The sequence below is a fragment of the Pseudorhodoplanes sp. genome (assembly GCF_046289595.1).
Lineage (GTDB): Bacteria > Pseudomonadota > Alphaproteobacteria > Rhizobiales > Xanthobacteraceae > Pseudorhodoplanes.
On the sequence record NZ_JBKBVB010000050.1, the window covers coordinates 10,183 to 31,605 of the forward strand.

The following is a 21,423-nucleotide window of genomic DNA, read 5'->3' on the forward strand; positions in this document are numbered from 1 at the left end:
CTCTCCTCGGGCGGCGCCTCCCTCATCGTCCTCTCCCTCGCTACCCCCCCCCCCACTCCCCCCCTTCTGCCTCCCGGCGGCCTGCGGCGGGGCGGCGCCCCTGCCCGCGGCACGCTCGGCAGTCAGGGCAACCATGGCGGAGGTGACACCGGGGAGCGCTTTGACCGCGTCCTCGACCGCCTTGCGCACCGGCTCCCAGGCCTTGACCTCGGCGGCATCGACGCTGAGCGAGAAGAACACCTTGCCGTCCGACACGACGATATCGGACAGCGCACCGGTGTCGGTCAGCGCCTTGCCGCCCGGCCCGGCGATTTGCGCGAGCCGCTCGCGGATCTGCTCTTTGGTCGGTGCCACCTGGTCCGCTCTCCCTCCCGATTGCGAGCGCATAGATAGGGCGGGTTGACGGGGCCGCACAAGGCGTCACATTGGCCGCCGGTCGGAAACGGGCTGCGGACGCGGCCGTGACGGGAGGACGGCAATGGCGAAGGTGGCGTTTCTGGGGCTCGGCGTGATGGGCTATCCGATGGCGGGGCATCTGAAGCAGAAGGGCGGCCACGACGTCACCGTCTACAACCGCACCGCCGCCAAGGCCGAGAAATGGGTTGCGCAGTTCGGGGGAAAGAGTGCGCCGACCCCGAACCAGGCCGCCGACGGTCAGGACTTCGTCATGTGCTGTGTGGGCAATGACGACGATCTGCGCGAGGTGACGCTCGGCGCCTCGGGCGCATTCGGCGCGATGAAGAAGGGCGCCGTGTTCGTCGATCACACCACCGCATCGGCCGAAATCGCACGCGAACTCTACGCAGCGGGGAAAAACAGCGGCTTCGATGTCATCGACGCGCCGGTGTCGGGCGGTCAGGCCGGCGCCGAGAACGGCGTCCTCACCGTGATGTGCGGCGGCGATGCCGCAGCGTTCGACCGCGCCAAGCCGGTGATCGATTCCTATGCGCGCGCCTGCAACCTGATGGGCGCACCGGGCGCCGGCCAGCTCGCCAAGATGGTCAACCAGATCTGCATCGCGGGCTTGGTTCAGGGCCTGTCCGAAGGGCTGCATTTCGCCAAGAAAGCCGGCCTCGACATCGAGAAGCTGATCGCCACCATTTCGAAGGGCGCAGCGCAGTCCTGGCAGATGGAAAACCGCTACAAGACCATGGCCGAGGGCAAGTTCGATTTCGGCTTCGCCGTGGACTGGATGCGCAAGGATCTTGGCATCTGCCTCACCGAAGCGCGCAGGAACGGTGCGCATCTGCCTGTTACCGCGCTGGTCGACCAGTTCTATTCGGAGGTGCAGGCGATGGGCGGCAAGCGCTGGGATACGTCGAGCCTAATCGCGCGGCTGGAACGCAACTAGCAATAAAAAGAAGGCCGGCATCGCGCCGGCCTCCTCATGAACGTAAGCGGGTCCGTCGGATCAGCGCCGGAAGCCGCCACCACCGCGATTGCCTCCGAAGCCGCCGCCATTGGCCACACGCGGCTGGAAGTTCTGGCGCTGGATTTGCGGGACACGCTGCTGGAACTGCGGGGCGCGCTGGAACTGCGGAGCACGCTGCTGAATCTGCGGCAACCGTTGCTGGACTTGCGGGATCCGCTGCTGGATCTGCGGGGCCCGCTGGTTGATCACTGGACGACCGGCATTCGGGTTGATGCCGCTACTCTGATTGATCACCGGACGGCCACCGTTCTGGTTGATGACCGGGCGGCCACCATTCGGGTTAATGCCGCCATTCTGGTTGATCACAGGACGGCCAGCATTCGGGTTGATCCCGGCATTTTGCGGCACACCATTGCCCGGGCGGTTGCCATTGTTGATCCCGCCATTCTGGTTGATCACAGGACGGCCGGCATTCGGGTTGATCCCGGCATTCTGGTTGGTCACCGGACGTCCGCCATTCGGGTTGATCCCGCCATTCTGATTGAGGATCGGGCGGCCATTGTTGCCGTTGCCATTATTACCGTTGCCGTTGTTGAACACCGGACGGCCGTTGCCGCCATTGTTCGGGAAGCCGATCACGGGACGGCGGCCATCGAGATTGCCGTTGCCGCGGCCCGGCAGGTTGATGACCGGACGGCCATTGTTGCCGGTATTCACTTTGATGCCGAAGCGGCCATCGCCGAACCGGCCTTCGCCGCGCTTCGGGAAGGCGATGTTCACCGGCCGCGGACGCTCCTGGAGACGGCGCGCGGCAAGCGCAAGGCCACTGTCGCGGAAGCGCCGCGCGAATTCGGCATAGTCCTCGGGGCGGTTGCGATGGGTGACGACCTGCCACGCAACCATTTGCTTGCGGCGATTGAGCAGCCGGCGCACGTGATCGGCCAGCGGATCGTTCGCGTAGACGCGCACGAATTCCTCGTAATAGTCCTCGCGGTCTTCGGCGATCACCACCTCATAGGCCTGCCGCACGGGACGCGAGGCAAGTTCGGTCACGGCGACCTTGGCGGGCACCACGGCCGGCGCCGCCGGTGCGTCGGCGCTGGCGAAGAAGACGAATTCGGAATTGAGCCGTGCGCTGTCCCATGGGGTCTGCTTGCGGTCGGTGGATTCGTTGACGAGCAGGCGCACCTTTTTGAACACCTGCTCGACAGGCAGGTTCGGGGTGCGCGCGGTTCGCATGAAGGCGGCCGCATAGGGGCTGTGACGGCCAAAACCGTCAAACGCAACCGTGCCGGGCGCAGTCGAGTAGGCGATCAGCGCGCCTTCGGGCGCATCGACCAGCGCAAAGCCGCCCTTGTCATCGGTGGCAGCGCCGCCGAACGGGTTGTTCCGGCACGCATCGATCACGACGATCCGGGCTTTGCTCTGGGTCGCCTCAAGCGCGGCCACGACATCGGCAAGCCTGACACCTTGGTCGGCGAGGTCGTCCTCCGCCTCAAAGCGCGCATCGATCGGGATCAGATAATTCTCGCCATCGACCTGCATGCCGTGACCGGCGTAATAAACCATGGCGATGGTGTTGTTGCCCTTCTCAAGAACGCGCTGGGCGAATTCCTCGACCGTCTGGACCATGACGTCGCGGGTCAGGTCGAAGGCCATCACAACCTCGAAGCCCGCCTGATTCAGCATTCTGGAGATGGCCTGGGCGTCGTTGACCGGATTGTTGAGGGGCTGGTTGGCCTGATAGGCCGAATTGCCGATGACCAGTGCGATCCGGTTTTCCTCCTGAACCGCCTGGGCGAGCCGGAAACCGTCATTTTGCAGCGCCGCCGTGCGAACCTGAGCGGTTGCGGTGCCGGCCAGCGCCGCCGTCGCGGCAGCAGCGATCAGGAACGATGCGAACCCCTTGCGAACCATGGCGCCCTCCATGAGCAAAACGTAATGTCCTGGAGGCTTCGTCGGCGGCCTGTCGGGCGCGGTTCACTGGCCGGCTGTCGGCAGAGACTGGGCGGGCCGATGCGCCGTTCAAACAATCGTGTGCGCAAATTTTCGGGCGGTCTGGCGTAACGGCCGCGCCTCAGGCCCGCGCGCTCGGACGCGCCGCAAGTTCCACATGCCAGCGGCCGACATGGGTAAACTCGGCCGGCCGGTCGAGCTTTGCCGCGCGCATGAAATCGAGCGCCACAAGCCCCGTGATGTCGGCGACGGAAAAGCTGTCGCCCGCGGCGAAGCGCCGTTTGCCAAGTTCCCGGTCCAGAATACCCAGAAATTCCAGCACACGCGGCTTGTTGACCTCGCCCCAGGCCGGGATCTGCGGCACCTCGTGCTCTTTCATGCCCGGATGCAGATGGCGGAAAACATGCTGGATGGCGCCGAGCAGATGCAGCTCGATCCGGCGCTGCCACATTTCAATCAGGGCGATCTCGAGAGGGGTGCGCCCGAACAGCGCCGGCTCCGGCTGCAGTGCCTCGAAATAGCGACAGATGGCGATCGACTCGGTGAGAACGGTGCCGTCGTCGAGTTGGAGCGCCGGGACGCGTTGCAGCGGATTGACGGCCGTGTAGCCCGGAGACTTGTGCTCCATGGTGCCGAGATCGACCGGCGCGATCGGCACCGAAATGCCCTTCTCGCTGAGAAAGATCCTGACCCGCCGCGGATTTGGCGCCCGCCCCCCGTCGTAAAGCCGCACGTTTAACCTCCCGTTAGGATAATTTTCGCAACTTGTTAAGGTTGCCCTTAAGGTTTTTTGAGCAAGTTTCCCCAGTGCAGCGTTTCGCAACTATCTCGCCACAGGCCGTTGCCGGCATCCGCGGCGAGCGAAACCATACCGCACTGGTTCGAACGGGGGCCAGCGTCCTTCGAATCCAAAACTCGGACACGTTGCGCCGCCACTCATCGCGGCAGACTGTTTTGCGGTGCTGGGCGCTTTGGGGACGACGGCCGGACGACGCATGACGACCAGCAACGCCAGCGACGCACGCAAGCAAGCCGCAGCCAAGCGACGGCGCGCGGCATCCCAGCGCGTGCGCGACGCCCGCGACCGGCTGACGTCGACCAGCGGAACCAGCCCGGTCTTCGACTACGAATTGATGCGGATGTTCGCACAGAACCGCCTGTCCGCGTCCCTGGTGGTGTTGCTGCTGGTGGCAACCGTCGGCTTTCTCTCGAGCCTGTGGAGCGGGGCCGCCACAGCCGGCATCTGGACGGCCGGCGTGCTGCTGATCCAGGCGGTGATGGTGGCGAAATGCCGGCAATTCCTCGCGATGCCGGTCGCCGAAATCAACATCAGGGCCTGGCGCATCCGTTTCATCGCGCTCGACTTGTTCTTCGGGCTCGCCTGGATGTTCAACCTCGTGCACCCGGCTGGCGGGGTCGAAAATACCGGCACCTTCATGCTGTTTGTGATGCTGCTGGTGGTGTCGGTATCGAGCATGCTCGCTTTCTCGCTGCCGATTGCCGTGTTTGCCGCGACCGTGCCGGTGACCGGCGCTGTGGCCTTCAATTTTGCAATCAAGGGCAATCTGCACGACTATATCCTTGCGGTGATGGCGGTTGCGGCGCAGGGTTATTTTCTGCTCCTCGCGCACCGGCTCTATTCGTCGGCGCTGCAGACGCTGCAGGCCCGCGCCGAAAAGGACATGCTGATCGGCGAACTGGAAGAAGCCAAGACGATTTCCGACGAGGCGCGCCATCGTGCCGAAGCTGCGAATATCTCGAAATCGCGTTTTCTGGCCCAGATGAGCCACGAATTGCGCACGCCGCTGAATGCGATTCTCGGCTTCTCCGAAGTGATGAAGAACGAGATTTTCGGGCCGCACACGGTCGCAGCCTATAAGGACTATTCAAACGACATTCACGAATCGGGTCAGCATCTGCTCGGTCTCATCAATGAAATTCTCGATCTGTCGCGGATCGAGGCCGGCCGCTACGAACTCAACGAGGAGGCCATCGCACTTGTGAGCGCGGTGCAGGACTGTCATCACCTGATCAGGCTGCGCGCCAAGAATCGCAAGATCACCATTCACGAAGTGTTCGAGCCCGATTTGCCGCGGGTTTGGGCCGACGAACGCGCCATCCGCCAGATCGCGCTGAACCTATTGTCCAACGCCGTGAAGTTCACGCCGCAGGGCGGCGACATCTGGCTGAAAGTCGGCTGGACCGCGTCGGGCGGGCAGTATTTCAGTGTCAAGGATACCGGTCCCGGCATCCCGGAAGATGAGATTCCGGTGGTGCTCGCATCTTTCGGCCAGGGGTCGAACGCGATCAAATCCGCCGAACAGGGAGCTGGGCTCGGCCTGCCGATCGCCAAGAGCCTGGTCGATCTGCATGGCGGCACCTTCACCCTGAAGTCGAAACTGCGCGTGGGCACCGAAGTGATCGTGACGCTGCCGCCGGAACGCGTGATGGCGGCGCTGGCGCCGCTCGCCGAGCCATCGCCCGCGCTGCAACCGCGAGAACCGTCGCTGCCGTTCGAGCGGCGCGAGGGCGGTCCTCAGGCCACAGGAAAGAACGGCGCATAACTGACGCATTGTCTTTCCCGCAGCCGCGCCTATGTTGCGGGCGAAGCGAACCCTGCGGCAATGCCAGCCATCGAAACACCCTGCCTCAAAATCTGCGTGCTCGAAGCCGGCGCAAGACTGTGCCGCGGCTGCGGCCGCACCCTCGACGAGATTGCCGGATGGGGCGCGATGTCCGAGCGCGAACGCCGCCACATCATGGCATTGTTGCCGGACCGAATCGCGGCCCATCGGATGGGTGCAGCGATGCCGGACGCTCCGGCCCCGAAGGAATGAATGCGTTGCGCAGCCCGATCCTCTGGCTCCTGCTGATTGGTCTGGCGCTCGCGGCCGCGGTTCTGATCGCCCGTCACGATGCGGGGACCGTCGGGCCGATGAGCACCGACGACTTCGCCTCGTTCGCCTACAAGATCGCGCTTCTGGTCTTTCTCGGCAGCAGCGCCCTCGTGGTGTTCCGCGAAAGCATCGGCAAGGCGTTGCAGATCGTGCTGGTCTGGATCGTGATCGGGCTCGCGATCGCGCTCGGCTATACCTATCGCTTCGAAATGCGCGGCGTCTACGACCGACTGATGGCGGAAATGGTGCCGGGCCGCGCCGCGACACGCGGCCGCATCGTCGAAATCGCGCGCGGCGGCGGCGGATCGTTCGACCTGTCCACGCGGGTGAATGGCGGTGTCGTGCCGATGATCCTCGACACCGGCGCGACCGCCGTCGTGCTGACTCAGGACGCCGCCAAGGCCGCGGGCCTGCCGCTCGAAGTGCTGTCCTACAATGTCATGGTCGATACCGCGAATGGCAGGACGCGCGCCGCCGCCGTCACGCTGGACAGCATCGCGGTCGGCGGGCTGGTCGAGCGGTCGGTGCCGGCGCTGATCGCCCAGCCCGGACAGTTGCGAACGAGCCTGCTTGGCATGAGTTTCCTGAACCGGCTGGAAAGCTGGGAGGTGCGCGGCGACCGGCTGATCCTGCGCGGCTATCCCTAAGCCTTCGCCCAGGCCTTATCGCCTCGGCGACTTCGGCAGCGCGTGACGCCACGCCATCTCCAGCGCCTGCCGTAGCTCCGGCCCGCTCAACTCAGACAGGATGGCAGTCGTCCAGCCCTGGCGGCCCCAGCCCCCCGCGACAGGCTGAAACGCTGCAGGCGCGATCATGCATTTGAATTTCTGCTCGTCGGGCGTGAACTTGAAATTGGCGGTCTTTCCGTCCGCCGCAAGCGTCACATAAATGCGCCGGACCCTGAATGCGGCGCGGTCGAAATGCGGCGCCTCGGTCGTGCCCTCAAGCGAAAGCGCAACACGCCGAAGGTCGCTTGCTTTGGCCATCGGAATGCTCCGGTGGGCGATCATCTATGGCAGCAGACTGACGATAAACCGGATCGCGACCAGCCACAGAAAAATGCCGAAGGCCAGTTCCAGCTTGCGGCGCGACAATGCATGCGCAATGCGCGCACCATAGGGTGCGGCGAACGCGGCAACCGGCGCCATCAGGGCGACGCCGATCAGCGAAACATAGCCCACCGACAAAGGCGGCATCAGCGCCTGATAAGGCAGGCCCGCAAGGATGAAACCAAGCGTGCCGACCAGCGAAATGATGACGCCGACGCCTGCGGACAGGCCGACCGCGTTATGGATCGGCTGGCCGTACAGACTGAGGATCAGCGTCGACACCGCCCCGCCCCCAACCCCCATCATCGCCGAATAGAAGCCGATGAACAGCCCGTAGAGCCACATCAGCAGCTTGCCGGGCAGCGCCTCGCCGAGCCGCCAGCTATCCTTCGCAAACAGGAATTTTGCCCCGAGCAGAAATGCCATCACCGCGAAGAAGCTCTTGAACACCGCGCCCGGCGCCACCGCCGCAATGACGCCGCCCGCGATCACCCCGAGCGCAATCGGCACGATCCAGGTTTTGAGGATCCCCGCAGGCAAGGTGCCGCGCGCGCGATGCGCCCGGTAGGAGCGGATCGAGGTCGGGATGATGATGGCAAGCGACGTGCCGACGCAGAGCTGCACCCGGATATCTTCGGAGACGCCGAGGATGCGGAAGATTTCGTACAGCACCGGGACGATGATGGCGCCGCCGCCGACGCCGAACAGGCCGGCGAGCAGGCCGGTCAGCACGCCGCCGGTTACGATCGCAAGCGCAAGCAAGGCCAGTTCGCCGGCGGGAATGCCGCCCATCGTCACGCTCCGGGAGCAAAGCCGGTGCGTTGCGGACCGGCGTCAGGCCGCAGCGGTGTGCGGCATCGGAGCGCTCGTGTCCATCACAAGCGCCAGCGCATCGCGCAGGACTGCTATGCCGGCATCGGGCTTCACCGCATTGACGGCGATGTGGCGGCGGAAAGCGCGCGCACCGGGCACGCCATGGAACAGCCCGAGCACATGGCGGGTCATGGCATGGAGCCGCGTGCCCGCGGCAAGCTCGCGTTCGACATATGGAAAGTAGTCTTCCAGCGCCTGTTTGGCGCTCGTGAAGGCCGCGTCCTCTCCGAACAGCACCGGATCGGCCGCCAGCAACCGCCAGGGCTCCTGATAGGCTGCGCGTCCCATCATCACGCCGTCGACATGGTGCAGGTGCGCCTGCGCCGCCTCGATCGAAGCTACGCCGCCATTGATCGAAATGTGCAGATCGGGATGCGCGGCCTTCAGGCGATAGACGCGGTCATAATCCAGCGGGGGAATGTCGCGATTCTCGCGTGGCGACAGCCCTTTCAGCCAGGCCTTGCGCGCATGCACGATCAGCGCGTCGACGCCGGCCGATTTTACGGCGGCCGTCAGCGCATCGAGCGCGATCTCCGGGTCCTGCTCGTCGATGCCGATGCGGCATTTCACCGTGACCGGCACGCGGACCGCGGCTTTGATGGCCGCCACGCAATCGCTGACGAGCTGCGGCTCCGCCATCAGGCAGGCGCCGAAGCGGCCGTCCTGCACCCGGTCCGACGGACATCCGACATTGAGATTGACCTCGTCATAGCCGACGTCTTCGGCGATCCGCGCGGCCTGCGCCAGATCGCGCGGATCGGACCCGCCGAGCTGCAGCGCCACCGGATGCTCGGCCGAATCAAACCGCAAGAGGCGCTGCCGGTCGCCATGCAGCACCGCCCCGGTCGTGATCATCTCGGTGTAGAGCAGCGCCCGGCGCGTCAGCAGCCGGTGGAACGACCGGCAATGGCGGTCGGTCCAGTCCATCATCGGGGCGATCGAGAAGCGCCGCGCGGCCAGATTTGCGGTCATGCTCATTGCGGTCAGATGGCGCAGATCGGGCCTGAGCGCAAGCCGGGCGGAACGGCCTCAATCGAGCCAGCCCGCACAAAAAAGCCGGGCCGCACGCGGCGGCCCGGCGTTCCCGCAATCCGGCGGCCGCGATTACTTCGCGGCGAGGCCGGCGTCCTGGAATATCTTGGTATAGCGTGCGGTGTCGGACTTGATGGTCTCGTCGAATTGCTTGGGCGTCGACGTCACCACGGTCACACCGCCCTGCTTGGCCATCCGCTCCTGCACCGCCTTGTCCTGCAGAATCTCGACGACATCCTTGTTGATCTTGTCGATCACCGGAGCCGGCGTTCCGGCGGGCGCGAGCAGGCCAAACCAGGATTCATAGGAGAAGTCCGGCAGGCCGGCCTCCTTCAGGGTCGGCACATCGGGCATGTCCGCCAGCCGCTTGTCGGTGGCAACCGCCAGCGCCCGCACCTTCCCCGAACGCACCAGTTCGACCGCGGTATTGGCCGGCGTGAAGTACATATGCGCATCGCCGCGCACCACACTCATATTGGCTTCCGGCGCGCCTTTGAACGGCACATGCACGACATCGATCTTCGCCGCATCCTTGAACAACGCCCCGGCAATGAATGTCGTTGAGCCGAGGCCGGGGGAGGCGAAATTCATCGTGCCCGGCTTCGCCTTGGCAAGGTCGATGAATTCCTTCAGCGACTTGGCCGGCAATTCCGGATTGACGATCAGCACCAGCGGCACCGAAGCGACCGGGGTGATGCCGGCAAAATCCTTGACCGGATCGAATGGCAGCGCCTTGTTGAGCGCGCCCGCAACGGTATGGCCGTTCGAGGTCAGCATTAGCGTGTAGCCGTCCGCGGCGCTCTTGGCGACCGACGCGGTGCCGGCGATCCCCGGCCGGTTCTCGACGATGACCTGCTGTTTCCATTTCTCACCGAGCTTCTCGGCGACGGCGCGGGCCAGGAGATCGGTGGCGCTGCCGGCCGAGAACGGCACGACGATTCTTACCAGTTGAGTCGGATAGCCCTGCTGCGCCTGCGCCGGTGCGCTCAGCACCGCAAGACCCGCAGCCGCCGCAATGAGCACGGCTTTCACCTTCCTCATAAAATCCTCCCGTATTTCCATTTCCGGCTGTTCGCCGTCGCACGCCTTCTATCAGGTCACAGAAAATCCGGATATGCAGGTCACGGGTTTGCTACACACTGACGCAACCCGTCTTTTCACCTCGTCGAAGGAATTGCCAATCTCATGCGAACCGAGCAGGCCCGCCCCGTCCGTCTCAAGGATTATCTGCCGCCAGAATGGCAGGTCGACGCGGTCCGTCTCGACATCTCGCTGCATCCGACCGCGACCCGCGTGCGCGCGGAACTGCATGTGCGGCCCAATCGGGACACGGCCCCGTCCCCGCTTGTGCTCGACGGCGACGGGCTCCTGCTCGAAGCCATCTCGGTCGATGGAGCGCCGCTTGCCGCGGACGGCTATGCCGCAACGCCGGACCGTCTGACCATTGCGCAGCCGCCGCAGCGGCCGTTCACCCTGACGCTTGAAACCGTCGTCGACCCCTCGGCCAATACGCAGCTGATGGGGCTTTACCGCTCCAGCAACACCTATTGCACCCAGTGCGAGGCCGAAGGCTTTCGCCGCATCACCTATTTCCCTGACCGCCCGGACGTGATGGCGGTCTACACCACGCGCATCGAGGCGGATAAGGCGCAAGCGCCGGTGCTGCTCGCCAACGGCAACCTGATCGAAAGCGGCGATCTGCCGGGCGGCCGGCATTTTGCGGTCTGGCATGACCCGTTCCCGAAGCCCTCCTATCTGTTCGCCATGGTCGGCGGCACGCTGGCCTGCGTGGAAGACACGTTCGTCACCATGTCCGGACGCAAGGTGACGCTGCGCATCTATGTCGAGCCCGGCAAGGAGGACCGCTGCGGCTACGCCATGGACGCCCTGAAGCGCTCGATGCGCTGGGACGAGGAAGCGTTCGGCCGCGAATACGACCTCGATATTTTCATGATCGTGGCCGTCTCCGACTTCAATATGGGGGCGATGGAGAACAAGGGTCTCAATGTCTTCAACGACCGCTATGTTCTTGCCTCGCCGGAGACTGCGGTCGACGGCGATTTCGCGGCGATCGAGGCGATCATCGCCCACGAATATTTCCACAACTGGACCGGCAACCGCATCACCTGCCGCGACTGGTTCCAGCTCTGCCTGAAGGAGGGATTGACGGTCTATCGCGATCAGGAATTCTCCGCCGACATGCGCTCGCGCGCAGTCGAGCGGATCGGCGACGTGCGCAATCTGCGCGCGCACCAATTCGTGGAGGATGCGGGCCCCCTCGCCCATCCGGTCCGGCCGGAAACCTATCACGAGATCAACAACTTCTACACCACCACCGTCTATGAAAAGGGCGCGGAGGTGGTCCGCATGCTGCGCGTCCTGCTCGGCGCGCAGGCTTTCCGCAAGGGCATGGACCTCTATTTCGAGCGACATGACGGCGAGGCGGCGACCGTCGAGCAGTTCGTGCAATGCTTTGCCGATGCTTCGGGCCGCGATCTGTCGCAATTCATGCGCTGGTATTCGCAAGCCGGCACGCCGGATGTGGTGGCGAACGGCCAGCATGACGCGGCGGCGCAGACCTATACGCTGACGCTCACCCAGTCGCTTGCACCGACGCCCGGCCAGTCGGTGAAGGCGCCGATGGTGATCCCGCTGAAGCTCGGACTGGTTGGTGCGGATGGCGCCGATATTCCGCTGCGATCGGGCGGCAAACCGGCGCCCGATGTCGTCGTTCTCACCGAACCGGTGCAGACCGTCGTGTATGAGAACGTCACCCAGCGCCCGGCTTTGTCGATCAACCGTGCGTTTTCGGCGCCGGTGAAGCTGACGGCCAATCTGTCGGCCGAGGATCTGCAGCGGCTTGCGGCGCATGACAGCGACTCATTCAACCGCTGGCAGGCAATACAGACGCTGGCGACGCGGCTTCTGGTCGGGAATGTGGCGCTCATCCGCGACGGCAAGGCTGCGGCCGCAGACGACGGCTTGACCACCGCGCTCGCTGTCATCCTCTCCGACGCGCGGCTGGAACCTGCTTTCGTCGCCCTCGCCCTCGCAATGCCGACCGAGGCCGACATTGCGCGTGAAATCGGACGCGACGTCGATCCCGATGCGAATTTTGCCGCGCGCACGCATCTGCGCAAGATGATCGGCACGGCGCTCCACGACACGCTGGCTGCCACCTACGAGCGGCTCACCAGCAAGGAACCCTACAGCCCCGATGCGGCGAGCGCCGGGTGCCGGGCGTTGCGCAATGCCGCGCTCGATCTGTTGGCGGCGACAGGCGAGGCATCGGCCATCGCGCGTGCCATGACGCAATACCGTAACGCCGACAACATGACCGACCGGATGGCGGCGCTGGCGACGCTGTCGCTGCACGACCGTCCCGAACGCAACGAAGCGCTCGAAGACTTCCACGCGCGCTATGCGGGCGATCCGCTGATCATCGACAAGTGGCTCGGCCTGCAGGCGATGATTCCGGAGCCCGGCACGCTCGAACGCGTGCGGACGCTCATGTCGCACAGGGCTTTCGCGATGAGCAATCCAAACCGCGTGCGGGCGCTGATCGGCTCCTTCGCGCACGCGAATGCGACGCAGTTTAACCGGCCCGACGGGGCAGGGTACGATTTCGTCGCCGACGCCGTGCTGGCGCTCGATGCGAAGAATCCGCAGGTTGCCGCCCGACTTGCCACCGCGTTCCGCTCGTGGCGCGCGCTCGAAAGCGGCCGCCGCGCCAAGGCAGAGGCTGCGTTGCAGCGAATCGCAGCCGCGTCGACGCTGTCGGCCGACGTGAGCGACATCGCGAACCGCGCCCTGGCGCCGTCCTGAACGCCATTCAGCAAAAGCAGCGGCCCGGCCGGCAGGGCCGCACATACCGCCGGTCGTGGCCGCATATCGGTTCGAACACAGCGCTTTGTAGGCAGCGCCGCCGCACGCGTTGTTAGTAATTTTTTTACGCTCTTGACTCGCCTGACTCTCGACAAATCGCAACGCATCGATTCTTATGATTCCCGATTCGGGACGCGATGCGGCACATCTCTCCCGGTCAAGGGTTGTGTAGGGCGGCAACAATCCGAAACGGGGGCAGATACATGGCGCGCGCGCAAGCAGCGCACGCGGCGGCGCGTTCCGATTCCATCAAGGGATTGGCGCAGTCGATCGCGAAACCGGCATACCGACGACTTCTGACTGCGGAACCCGCTCTGCGGCGCGCAGTCCCCGCCCTCATCATCGCCTTTCTGTTCACGATTGCAATCGGCGCCTTCGTGCAGGTGCTGGACCATCGGCGCAATGCGCTCGCCGATGCGTCCAAGGATATCGACACCATCGCCGAAGTGCTGTCCCAGCGGCTGGAGCGGACCCTGGCCGGCGACCGCGCGACGGTCTGGCGTCGGGCCCAGACCGAACTCGACCTTGCGCGCACGCAGAGGACCACGGCGAACGGCCGTCATGTCCTCATTACCAATCCCGAGGGCACGATCATTGCGGCGGCCCCCGGAATCGCCGGCCTCACCGGACGCAATATCGGCGAAATCCTGGGCGATACGCCCCTGATGCTGCTCGGCGAAAGCGCCGGCGTCGTCGCACTAACCCTGCCCGACGGCAAACGCGCGCTCGCGACGGTCCGCGCGCTGAACGAGCCGCTCGGGCAGATTGCGGTCTATCAGCGCAAGGCCAACGCGCTCGCCTCGTGGCGCTCCGACACTGCCCTCACCGTGACTCTCTCCGCCACGACCGGATTCGTGCTGCTCATTCTCGGCTTCGCCTTCCACTGGCAGGCGACGCGCGCCCGCGAGGCGGACATCATCTACGAAACCGTGCGGAGCCGGATCGACACCGCGCTCAATCGCGGACGCTGCGGTCTCTGGGACTGGGATCTGGCGCGGGGCCGGATCTTCTGGTCGCACTCGATGTTCGCCATTCTCGGTCTCGACACGCGCGACGACCTGATGACCTTCGGCGAAATCAACAAATACGTGCATCCCGAGGATATCGATCTCTACGATCTGGCGACACAGGTCGCCGACGGCAGACTGAACGCAATCGACCACGATTTTCGCATGATGCATGCCAATGGCCGCTGGATCTGGCTTCGGGTGCGATGCGAAATCGTGCGCCAGCCGGGCGAACCCGGCCTGCATCTGATCGGCATCGCGGTTGACATCACCGAGCAGAAGGCTCTGGTGGAACGCACCACTGCAGCGGATATGCGGCTGCGCGACGCCATCGAGACGATCCCCGAGGCCTTCGTGCTCTGGGATGCGGACAATCGCCTCGTGCTCTGCAATTCCAATTTCCAGAACCTGCACAAGCTGTGCGACGAACTCGTTATTCCCGGGACCGCCTACGAAGACGTTCTGGCGGCCGGCCGCAAAAATCTTCAGCTCGGCAATGTCTCGCTGGTCGGTCCAGACCTGCCCGGAGCGCGTTCATTCGAGGCTCAGCTCGATGACGAACACTGGCTGTTCAGTGAGCGGCGCACCAAGGACGGTGGCTATGTGTCGGTCGGCACCAACATCACGAGCCTGAAGCAGCAGGAACGGCGGCTGAAGAACAGCGAGACGCGGCTCCTTGCGACCGTCGAGGATTTACGACAATCGAAACAGCAGCTCGAGGATCTTGCCGAGAAATATGCCGCGGAGAAAACCCGCGCCGAGGACGCCAACCAGGCCAAGTCGAAATTCCTCGCCAATATGAGCCACGAACTGCGCACGCCGCTCAACGCCATTATCGGCTTCTCCGAGATCATGGAGAAAGGCATGTTCGGGAATCTCGGCGTCGACAAATATCACGAATATTGCCGCGACATTCACAGGAGCGGGCAATACCTGCTCGACGTCATAAACGATGTGCTGGACATGTCGAAGATCGAGGCCGGGCGCATGAAGCTCGAGCTGGAACCGGTCAACCTCGACGAAATCCTTTCGGATTCTTTGCGCGTGGTTTCCACCCCGGCTGAGGAAAAGGGGCTCACTCTAACGTCCCGGCTTGCCCCGGACATCACTCTCCATGCCGACCGCCGCGCGCTGAAACAGATCGCGCTGAACCTCCTGGCCAATGCCGTCAAGTTCACCCCCGCGGGTGGCCATGTCACGGTTCGCGGGCGCCGCGCGGGCTGCTGCGTCTCGGTTGCGATCAGCGATTCGGGGATCGGAATCGCAAAGGAGGCCTTGGAGAAACTGGGCCGCCCGTTCGAGCAGGTCGAAAGCCAGCTCACAAAAACACACCAGGGCTCGGGCCTGGGGCTCGCGATCGCCAAATCGCTGGTGGCACTGCATGGCGGCCGGATGCTGATCCGTTCGACGCCGGGCCGCGGCACCACGGTGATCGTACGTCTGCCGGTCGCGGCAAATCGCATGACGGAGCCGCAGCCCGCGCAACCAAGCCTTCCGTTATAAGTTCACGCCGCCCGTCTTGCCCGGGGGTAGCACCGTCGTCGCCCTGGGCGGCACCCTCCGCCGGCCGCTGCCGCTCCATCGCAGCGCATATTGGTAGATTCGTGATCGCGGTGGCTGGAGGCGACCTGTCTGGTAATTCGCCCGCTCGCTTCCGATGACCGGATGACAATGAAGCCAGTATCAGCTTCGTCGACGAGCCCGCCATGCGCAGCGAGTGCCGAAAGCTACTGCCCATGGCCGGCTCGGGCGATATGCGCGGCGAAAAAATGCGCTCGGAGCAGGTACGTCTGCCGGTCCGAATCAGGTCGACGTCACTCGCCCGGCCCGAGCATCAGCTCAAAGCGCGTGCGCACGCGGGCCTGCGTCTCGGTGACATAAGCATCGAGCGTCGGAAAATCAGGAACGTCGGCTGCCCGCGCCAACAGGCGCAGCAGACCGGGATCGGTCTTCTTCGGATCGAACGGTCCGGTCAGGCACAGCCTCAGGATCTGGCTGAGATTCTGATAGAGCTGCACCGCAGGCCGCAGCACCTCGGAATCCTCGGGCGACAACAGGCCCGAGCGCGCCGCACGTTCCAGAACGCGGGCTGTCGAAGGGTCGAGGATGTCGGGATGTTCGGCGCCGCGAACGAGTTGCAGATATTGCGCGATGAACTCGATGTCGATCAGACCGCCCGCTGCGTATTTCAGATCCCAGCGATCAGCCTCGCCGCGCTCCTTGGCAATCGCAAGCCGCATCTCGTAGGCGTCGCCCGCGATGGTCTTCGGATCCCGCTCCTGCGCGATGATGGACCGGACCAGGTGCCCCACCCGTTCCCCGAACGGCGCCGACGCCGAGACGACCCGGGCCCGCGTCAAGGCCATATGCTCCCAGGTCCAGGCTTCCGTGGTCTGATAGTCCCGGAAGGAAACGAATTTGGTTGCGACCGGCCCCGAACGCCCGGACGGGCGCAGCCGCATGTCGACATGGTACAGCGCGCCGTAATTGGTTTGCGCGGTCAGCGCCGAGACCAGCCGCTTGGTCAGACGGGCAAAATATTGCGCACCGTAAAGCGGGCGCTCGCCGTCGGATTCAGGGTGCTCCTCGTCGAAATCATAGACCAGGATGAGATCGAGGTCTGAGCTTGCTGTCATTTCACGGCCGCCGAGCTTGCCGAGCGCAAGCAGAGCAGTCTGCTGGCCGCTGATGCGGCCATGGGTCTGCGCGAACAGGTCTTCGACCTGACGGTGCAGCGCGCGGATGATGACGTCGGCAAGCCGTGCAAAGGCTTCACCGGCCTGTTCGGCGGAAACGGTTCCGGACAGGATGCGCACGCCGATCAGGAACATATGCTCCTGCCCGAACAGGCGGAGACGGTCGAGCATATCCTCATAGGACACCGATTGTTCGAGCGACCGCGCAAGCTCGGTCTCAAGCGTCTGCGCATCCGGCAGCGCACCGAAGAAGGCCGGGTCGATCAGCGCGTCCATCACCTGCGGCTGATGCGCCAGAATGTCGGCAAGCCGCGGCGCGCTGGCAAGCATGAGTGCAACCAGGGCCAGGAGATCGTGATGTTGCAGCAGAAGCGAAATCAGCCGGCCGCCGCCCACGGCATGCAGACCCGACAGAAACCGGTCGAACGAAAGCACCGCCTGCTCGCGGTTCTCGCTGCGCGCCAATTGCTCGATCAGATGCGGGACCAGAAGGCCCAATTGGGAGCGCGCGAATTCGCTGCGCAAGGCGGGATATTTGCCGCTCAGCCAGTCGCGCACCAGCGCCGAGACTTCCAGCGGATTGCGAAAGCCCATCCCGGCCAGCCGGTCGAGGGTATCGCGATGATCGCTGTCGGCGGGAAATCGCAATGCGGTTTCCGGCGGTTGCGCGACCGGCTCGAACAGCTGCGAATAATGCTGCTGGACGTTGCGCAAGTGCAGAAGCAGGACATCGGCAAAGGCCGCAATGGTCTCGAAACCGAGGAAACGGACGAATTTCAGAAGCTCGGTCTCATCGGACGGCAGGGTGTGGGTCTGCTCGTCGGCCACCATCTGCAGCCGGTGCTCGACGCGGCGCAGAAACAGATAGGCATCGTCGAGTTCGCGCTGCGCCTGCGCGCCGACCCATTGCCCGTCGGACAGGGAGGCCAGCGTCGTCAGTGTGCGGCGGTCGCGCAGCTCGGGATGACGGCCACCTGCAATCAGCTGCTGGGTCTGGACGAAAAATTCGATCTCGCGGATGCCGCCACGGCCCAGCTTGATATTGTGTCCTGCCACCGCGATCTCGCCATGGCCGCGATAGGCATGGATTTGACGCTTCATCGCATGGATGTCGGCGAGCGCGGCGAAATCCATGTATTTGCGCCACACGAACGGCGACAAGGCCTTCAGAAGCGCCTCGCCCGCAACGATATCGCCGGCGCAGGGACGCGCCTTGATCATCGCCGAACGCTCCCAGTTCTGGCCGCGATGCTCGTAGTAATCGAGCGCCGCCGGGACCGAAATCGCAACCTGGGTCGAGGCCGGGTCGGGGCGCAGCCGCAGATCCACGCGGAACACATAGCCGTCGGGGGTCCGCTCCTGCAGCAGCTTCACCAGACCGCGGGTGACCCGGATGAACAGCGCGGCCGGCTCGGTCTCCTGCGGAATGGCGGCGGCTTCCGGCTCATAGAAGACGATGAGATCGATATCGCTCGAATAGTTGAGCTCGAAAGCCCCCATCTTGCCCATCGCGAGCACGATATAGCCGGAGCCGTTCTCCGGCTGCGCAGGATCGACGGGAGCGAGCCGGCCGCGGCGCAGGGCATCGTTGAGCAGGAACCGCACCGCGCCCTGCACCATGCAATCGGCAAGCTCGGTGAGCGCCTGCGTCACCTGCGGCACCGGCCAGACCGCGCCGATATCGCACAGCGCGATCAGCAGCGCCGCCTCGCCCTTGACGAGGCGGAGAATGCGCATCGCTTCGGATTCGTCCGTCGAGGCCGACAAGGCAGGCAGGACACTGGCCAGCAGTTCGCGAAGGTGGCGTTCGGGCTCGCAGTCCAAGACACGCCGGAGCCGGCCCGGCCCGGATCGGACCAGATCGGCCAGATGCGGCGAAAATTCAAAGATCGCAGCGACCAGATCGCGGGCCTTGGGGGCGGCGGCGAAAATCCGCCGCAACGCCTCCGGCTCCGGGCTATCGCTCGTGTCCGCGAGCCAGTCATGGAGCCGCGCGATGCTGCGGTCGGGCTTTGCCAGATACGGCGTCTCGACGACGCGCATGGCAAGGGTCGCGGCCTGACCGGCTGCGGTGGCGCTGGTGGATTGTGAGGCTGAGCCCGGACTCATCGGAACCGGCATAGACCATCCGCTCCGAAAAAGGGAGCCGGGTCTAGGGTGCCGCAGTGTTTTCCGGCTCTGCCGGGACCGTTGCCGGCTGCAAAGCGCGAGGCAGAACCAGAACGGCCCTCAAACCCGGCGCGTTGTCTTCGAGCCGCAATTCGCCGCCATGCAGCCGTGCCACGGCTGAAGCAAGGCTCAGTCCAAGACCCGAACCGGGAACCGAGCGGCTTTTTTCCAGCCGGACAAAGCGTTCGACGGCACGGCCGCGATCCGCCTCCGCAATACCGGGTCCGCGATCGCCGACGCTCAAGAGGATTGCATCGCCATCGGTCCGCGCGGTGACGACGACGCTCGACGGCGTGCCGTTGGCCTTTGCGACCGGCCCCGCATACTTGATCGCGTTGTCGACCAGATTGGCCAGTGCCTGGCTGATCAATTCGCGATTGCCGTGCATGGGAACTTCTTCCGGCGCATCGACCGAAAGGCTGAGCCCCTGTTCCTCGGCCAGCGGCTCGTAAAGCTCACCGACGCTGCGCGCGGCCTCGGCGGCGTCGAAATCGATCATATTCTCGCGCGCCTGCCCGGATTCGGCGCGCGCGATCATCAGCAGGGCATTGAAGGTCTTGATCAGCGAATCCGATTCCTCGATCGTCGCCTCCAGGGCGGCGCGATAATGCTCTTCACCGCCGGCGGTGCGCAGCGCCTCCTCCGCCCGGTTGCGCAGGCGGGTCAGCGGCGTCTTCAGGTCATGGGCGATATTGTCGGAGACTTCCTTCAGCCCGCGCATCAGCGCCTCGATCCGGTCGAGCATTTCGTTGAGATTATGCGCGAGCCGGTCGAGTTCGTCGCCCGACCCGCCCATGGGCAGCCGCCCGGAGAGATCGCCGCCCATGATGGTGCGCGTCGTCTCCGTCATCGCGTCGACCCGCCGCAGAACCCTGCGTGCAACGAAAAACCCGCCAATCAGGCCGAGCACAATGACCACGGCCGCCGACCATTTTCCCGCGTCCAGTACCACCTGGTAAAGTCGGTCGCGCTCCTCGAGATCGCGTCCGACCAGAAGTTTGAAACCGCCGGGCAAATGATAGACCCGCGCCAGCGCGCGATGCAGATCGGAGCTGTCGCTCTCCTCGATCCGCCGGTACAGCGTTTCGGTCCAGCCCTGCTTTTCGAGCGCACCGGTCGGCAGCGAACCGACATTGCCGGCAAGACCGTCCGCGCCCGGCGTGGTGACGAGATAGAGGCTCGATCCAGGCCGGCGCGAGCGCGCTTCCACGATCAGCGTGAGCCTGCGGATGCCGCCGGCATTGAAGTGGTCGACGAGTCCTGTGATCTCGGCATCGACGACTTCGGTCACCTGTTCGGTAAAGAGCCGCTTGGTATTGAGCGCAAAATAGCCAAGCAAGAACACGGCAAACAGGGCGAATACCGTCAGGTAGACCAGCGTGAGCTTGAACGCGGTCGTCCGAAACAGCTTGCCCAAAGCCGCCATCATCAGCCCTGCAGCCCTGCGCCGGCCCTGCTGCGCCTTGGAAGCACGCCGGGCCCCTCCTGAGACGGATCGTTAAGTGCGCGATCCGTCGCGGATCATGTAACCGGCACCGCGGATCGTGTGAAGCAGCGGCTGGGAAAATCCCTTATCGATCTTTGATCGCAGGCGCGAAATATGCACGTCGATCACGTTGGTCTGCGGATCGAAATGATAATCCCAGACATTTTCCAGCAGCATGGTCCGGGTGACCACCTGGCCGGAATGCTTCATCAGATACTCGAGTAACCGGAATTCGCGAGGCTGGAGAATCACTTCATCCTTGCCGCGCATGACCCGGTGCGAAAGCCTGTCGAGTTCGAGATCGCCGACACGATAGACGGTTTCCTCGTTGCGGCCGCCGCGGCGGCGGGAAAGCACCTCGACACGGGCCAGCAACTCGGAAAACGAATACGGCTTGGGCAGATAGTCATCGCCCCCGGCGCGCAAGCCCTTGACCCGGTCGTCGACCTGGCCGAGAGCCGACAGGATCAGCACGGGCGTTGCGACCTTCTTGGCGCGCAACTCGCCGATCACCGACAATCCATCGCGCTTGGGAAGCATGCGATCGACGATCAGGACATCGTAGTCTCCATCGAGCGCCATCGCGAGGCCCTCCTCGCCGTCCGCTGCATGGTCGGCGACATGGCCGCTTTCGCGGAAAGCGCGGACCAGATACTCCGCGGCGTCGCGGTCGTCCTCGATGATCAGCAATCGCATGGGGTCGACTTGATCTGCGGTGTCTTGGACTGTGACGTCCCGGACGTTGGCGTCCTGAACGAGATCGCCTGTTATCGGAGAATTTGCAAGCATGGCGGCGGTTCTCTGCAAAAACATGAGGGGGTGGCGACTGTCGACGCAACTCCGCCACCCCCCGGTTGACCCCGGGCCGGCAGGGGCGACGGTAGCCGGTTTCCGAGGTAGGTCTGTCGAACAGAGCGGTCAGGCTCTCTCCGGGTTTGCGGGGGCGGACCTCACGGTCCGCCTCGCCTTGTTTGCGGGGGCGGACCTCACGGTCCGCCCCC

16 protein-coding genes are annotated in these 21,423 nt (G+C 64.5%); 6 read left to right on the forward strand and 10 right to left on the reverse strand.

The features are described from left to right. Positions 1 to 354, reverse strand: a 354-nt coding sequence (locus ACK41X_RS12280; protein WP_409723369.1) for an iron-sulfur cluster assembly protein, incomplete at its 3' end; no start/stop codon positions are given. 124 nt (positions 355 to 478) lie between these two features. Between ACK41X_RS12280 and ACK41X_RS12285 the strand changes: the two genes are divergently transcribed. Continuing rightward, entirely contained in the window at positions 479 to 1,351 is an 873-nt protein-coding gene (locus ACK41X_RS12285) for an NAD(P)-dependent oxidoreductase (RefSeq protein WP_409723372.1), read from the forward strand. 60 nt (positions 1,352 to 1,411) lie between these two features. Here ACK41X_RS12285 and ACK41X_RS12290 read toward each other — a convergent pair whose 3' ends face one another. Both ACK41X_RS12290 and ACK41X_RS12295 read right to left on the reverse strand, forming a co-directional pair. Next, entirely contained in the window at positions 1,412 to 3,289 is a 1,878-nt protein-coding gene (locus tag ACK41X_RS12290) for a caspase domain-containing protein (RefSeq protein ID WP_409723374.1), read from the reverse strand. A gap of 160 nt (positions 3,290 to 3,449) precedes the next feature. Further along, the gene (locus tag ACK41X_RS12295; protein WP_409723377.1) at positions 3,450 to 4,061 is read right to left on the reverse strand and encodes a glutathione S-transferase family protein; all 612 of its coding nucleotides are present in this window, start codon (positions 4,059 to 4,061) and stop codon (positions 3,450 to 3,452) included. Positions 4,062 to 4,323: 262 nt separating this feature from the next. Between ACK41X_RS12295 and ACK41X_RS12300 the strand changes: the two genes are divergently transcribed. Genes ACK41X_RS12300 through ACK41X_RS12310 form a run of 3 tightly spaced genes read left to right on the forward strand, consistent with a single transcriptional unit; the run spans position 4,324 to position 6,872 of the window. Beyond that, positions 4,324 to 5,892 (forward strand): sensor histidine kinase, encoded by a 1,569-nt coding sequence (locus ACK41X_RS12300; RefSeq protein WP_409723379.1) that lies wholly within the window; start codon positions 4,324 to 4,326, stop codon positions 5,890 to 5,892. Between the two features lie 60 nt (positions 5,893 to 5,952). Further along, positions 5,953 to 6,165 (forward strand): DUF1289 domain-containing protein, encoded by a 213-nt coding sequence (locus ACK41X_RS12305; protein ID WP_409723382.1) that lies wholly within the window; start codon positions 5,953 to 5,955, stop codon positions 6,163 to 6,165. 5 nt (positions 6,166 to 6,170) lie between these two features. Next, positions 6,171 to 6,872 (forward strand): TIGR02281 family clan AA aspartic protease, encoded by a 702-nt coding sequence (locus ACK41X_RS12310; RefSeq protein ID WP_409723385.1) that lies wholly within the window; start codon positions 6,171 to 6,173, stop codon positions 6,870 to 6,872. Between the two features lie 15 nt (positions 6,873 to 6,887). Here the strand turns inward: ACK41X_RS12310 and ACK41X_RS12315 are convergent, their stop codons facing one another. The 4 genes from ACK41X_RS12315 to ACK41X_RS12330 all read right to left on the reverse strand — a co-directional run bounded on the left by ACK41X_RS12315 (position 6,888) and on the right by ACK41X_RS12330 (position 10,220). Further along, positions 6,888 to 7,211: an MmcQ/YjbR family DNA-binding protein gene (locus ACK41X_RS12315; RefSeq protein WP_409723387.1), complete on the reverse strand. Its 324-nt coding sequence runs from the start codon at positions 7,209 to 7,211 to the stop codon at positions 6,888 to 6,890. Between the two features lie 24 nt (positions 7,212 to 7,235). Then, on the reverse strand, positions 7,236 to 8,066 hold the full coding sequence (locus ACK41X_RS12320; RefSeq protein ID WP_409723389.1) for a sulfite exporter TauE/SafE family protein: 831 nt from the start codon (positions 8,064 to 8,066) through the stop codon (positions 7,236 to 7,238). A gap of 42 nt (positions 8,067 to 8,108) precedes the next feature. Beyond that, positions 8,109 to 9,119: a tRNA dihydrouridine(20/20a) synthase DusA gene (gene dusA, locus ACK41X_RS12325; RefSeq protein ID WP_409723392.1), complete on the reverse strand. Its 1,011-nt coding sequence runs from the start codon at positions 9,117 to 9,119 to the stop codon at positions 8,109 to 8,111. Between the two features lie 132 nt (positions 9,120 to 9,251). Next, positions 9,252 to 10,220 carry a Bug family tripartite tricarboxylate transporter substrate binding protein gene (locus tag ACK41X_RS12330; protein WP_409723395.1) on the reverse strand — a complete coding sequence of 323 codons (969 nt, stop codon included), beginning with the start codon at positions 10,218 to 10,220 and terminating at the stop codon, positions 9,252 to 9,254. A gap of 144 nt (positions 10,221 to 10,364) precedes the next feature. Here ACK41X_RS12330 and pepN point away from each other — a divergent pair, with 144 nt between their 5' ends. Both pepN and ACK41X_RS12340 read left to right on the forward strand, forming a co-directional pair. Next, complete coding sequence (pepN, locus tag ACK41X_RS12335) at positions 10,365 to 13,004, forward strand: aminopeptidase N (RefSeq protein WP_409723397.1); 2,640 nt, start codon at positions 10,365 to 10,367, stop codon at positions 13,002 to 13,004. 263 nt (positions 13,005 to 13,267) lie between these two features. Continuing rightward, positions 13,268 to 15,574 carry a PAS domain-containing sensor histidine kinase gene (locus tag ACK41X_RS12340; protein ID WP_409723400.1) on the forward strand — a complete coding sequence of 769 codons (2,307 nt, stop codon included), beginning with the start codon at positions 13,268 to 13,270 and terminating at the stop codon, positions 15,572 to 15,574. A 311-nt stretch (positions 15,575 to 15,885) separates the two neighbouring features. On the opposite strand, the gene ACK41X_RS12345 is transcribed toward ACK41X_RS12340, so the two are convergent. The 3 genes from ACK41X_RS12345 to ACK41X_RS12355 form a co-directional block, all read right to left on the reverse strand. Then, the gene (locus ACK41X_RS12345; RefSeq protein ID WP_409723403.1) at positions 15,886 to 18,888 is read right to left on the reverse strand and encodes a bifunctional [glutamine synthetase] adenylyltransferase/[glutamine synthetase]-adenylyl-L-tyrosine phosphorylase; all 3,003 of its coding nucleotides are present in this window, start codon (positions 18,886 to 18,888) and stop codon (positions 15,886 to 15,888) included. Between the two features lie 31 nt (positions 18,889 to 18,919). Next, complete coding sequence (locus ACK41X_RS12350) at positions 18,920 to 20,362, reverse strand: ATP-binding protein (RefSeq protein ID WP_409723409.1); 1,443 nt, start codon at positions 20,360 to 20,362, stop codon at positions 18,920 to 18,922. Between the two features lie 72 nt (positions 20,363 to 20,434). Beyond that, positions 20,435 to 21,118: a response regulator transcription factor gene (locus ACK41X_RS12355; protein WP_409723406.1), complete on the reverse strand. Its 684-nt coding sequence runs from the start codon at positions 21,116 to 21,118 to the stop codon at positions 20,435 to 20,437. Positions 21,119 to 21,423: the final 305 nt, after the last annotated feature.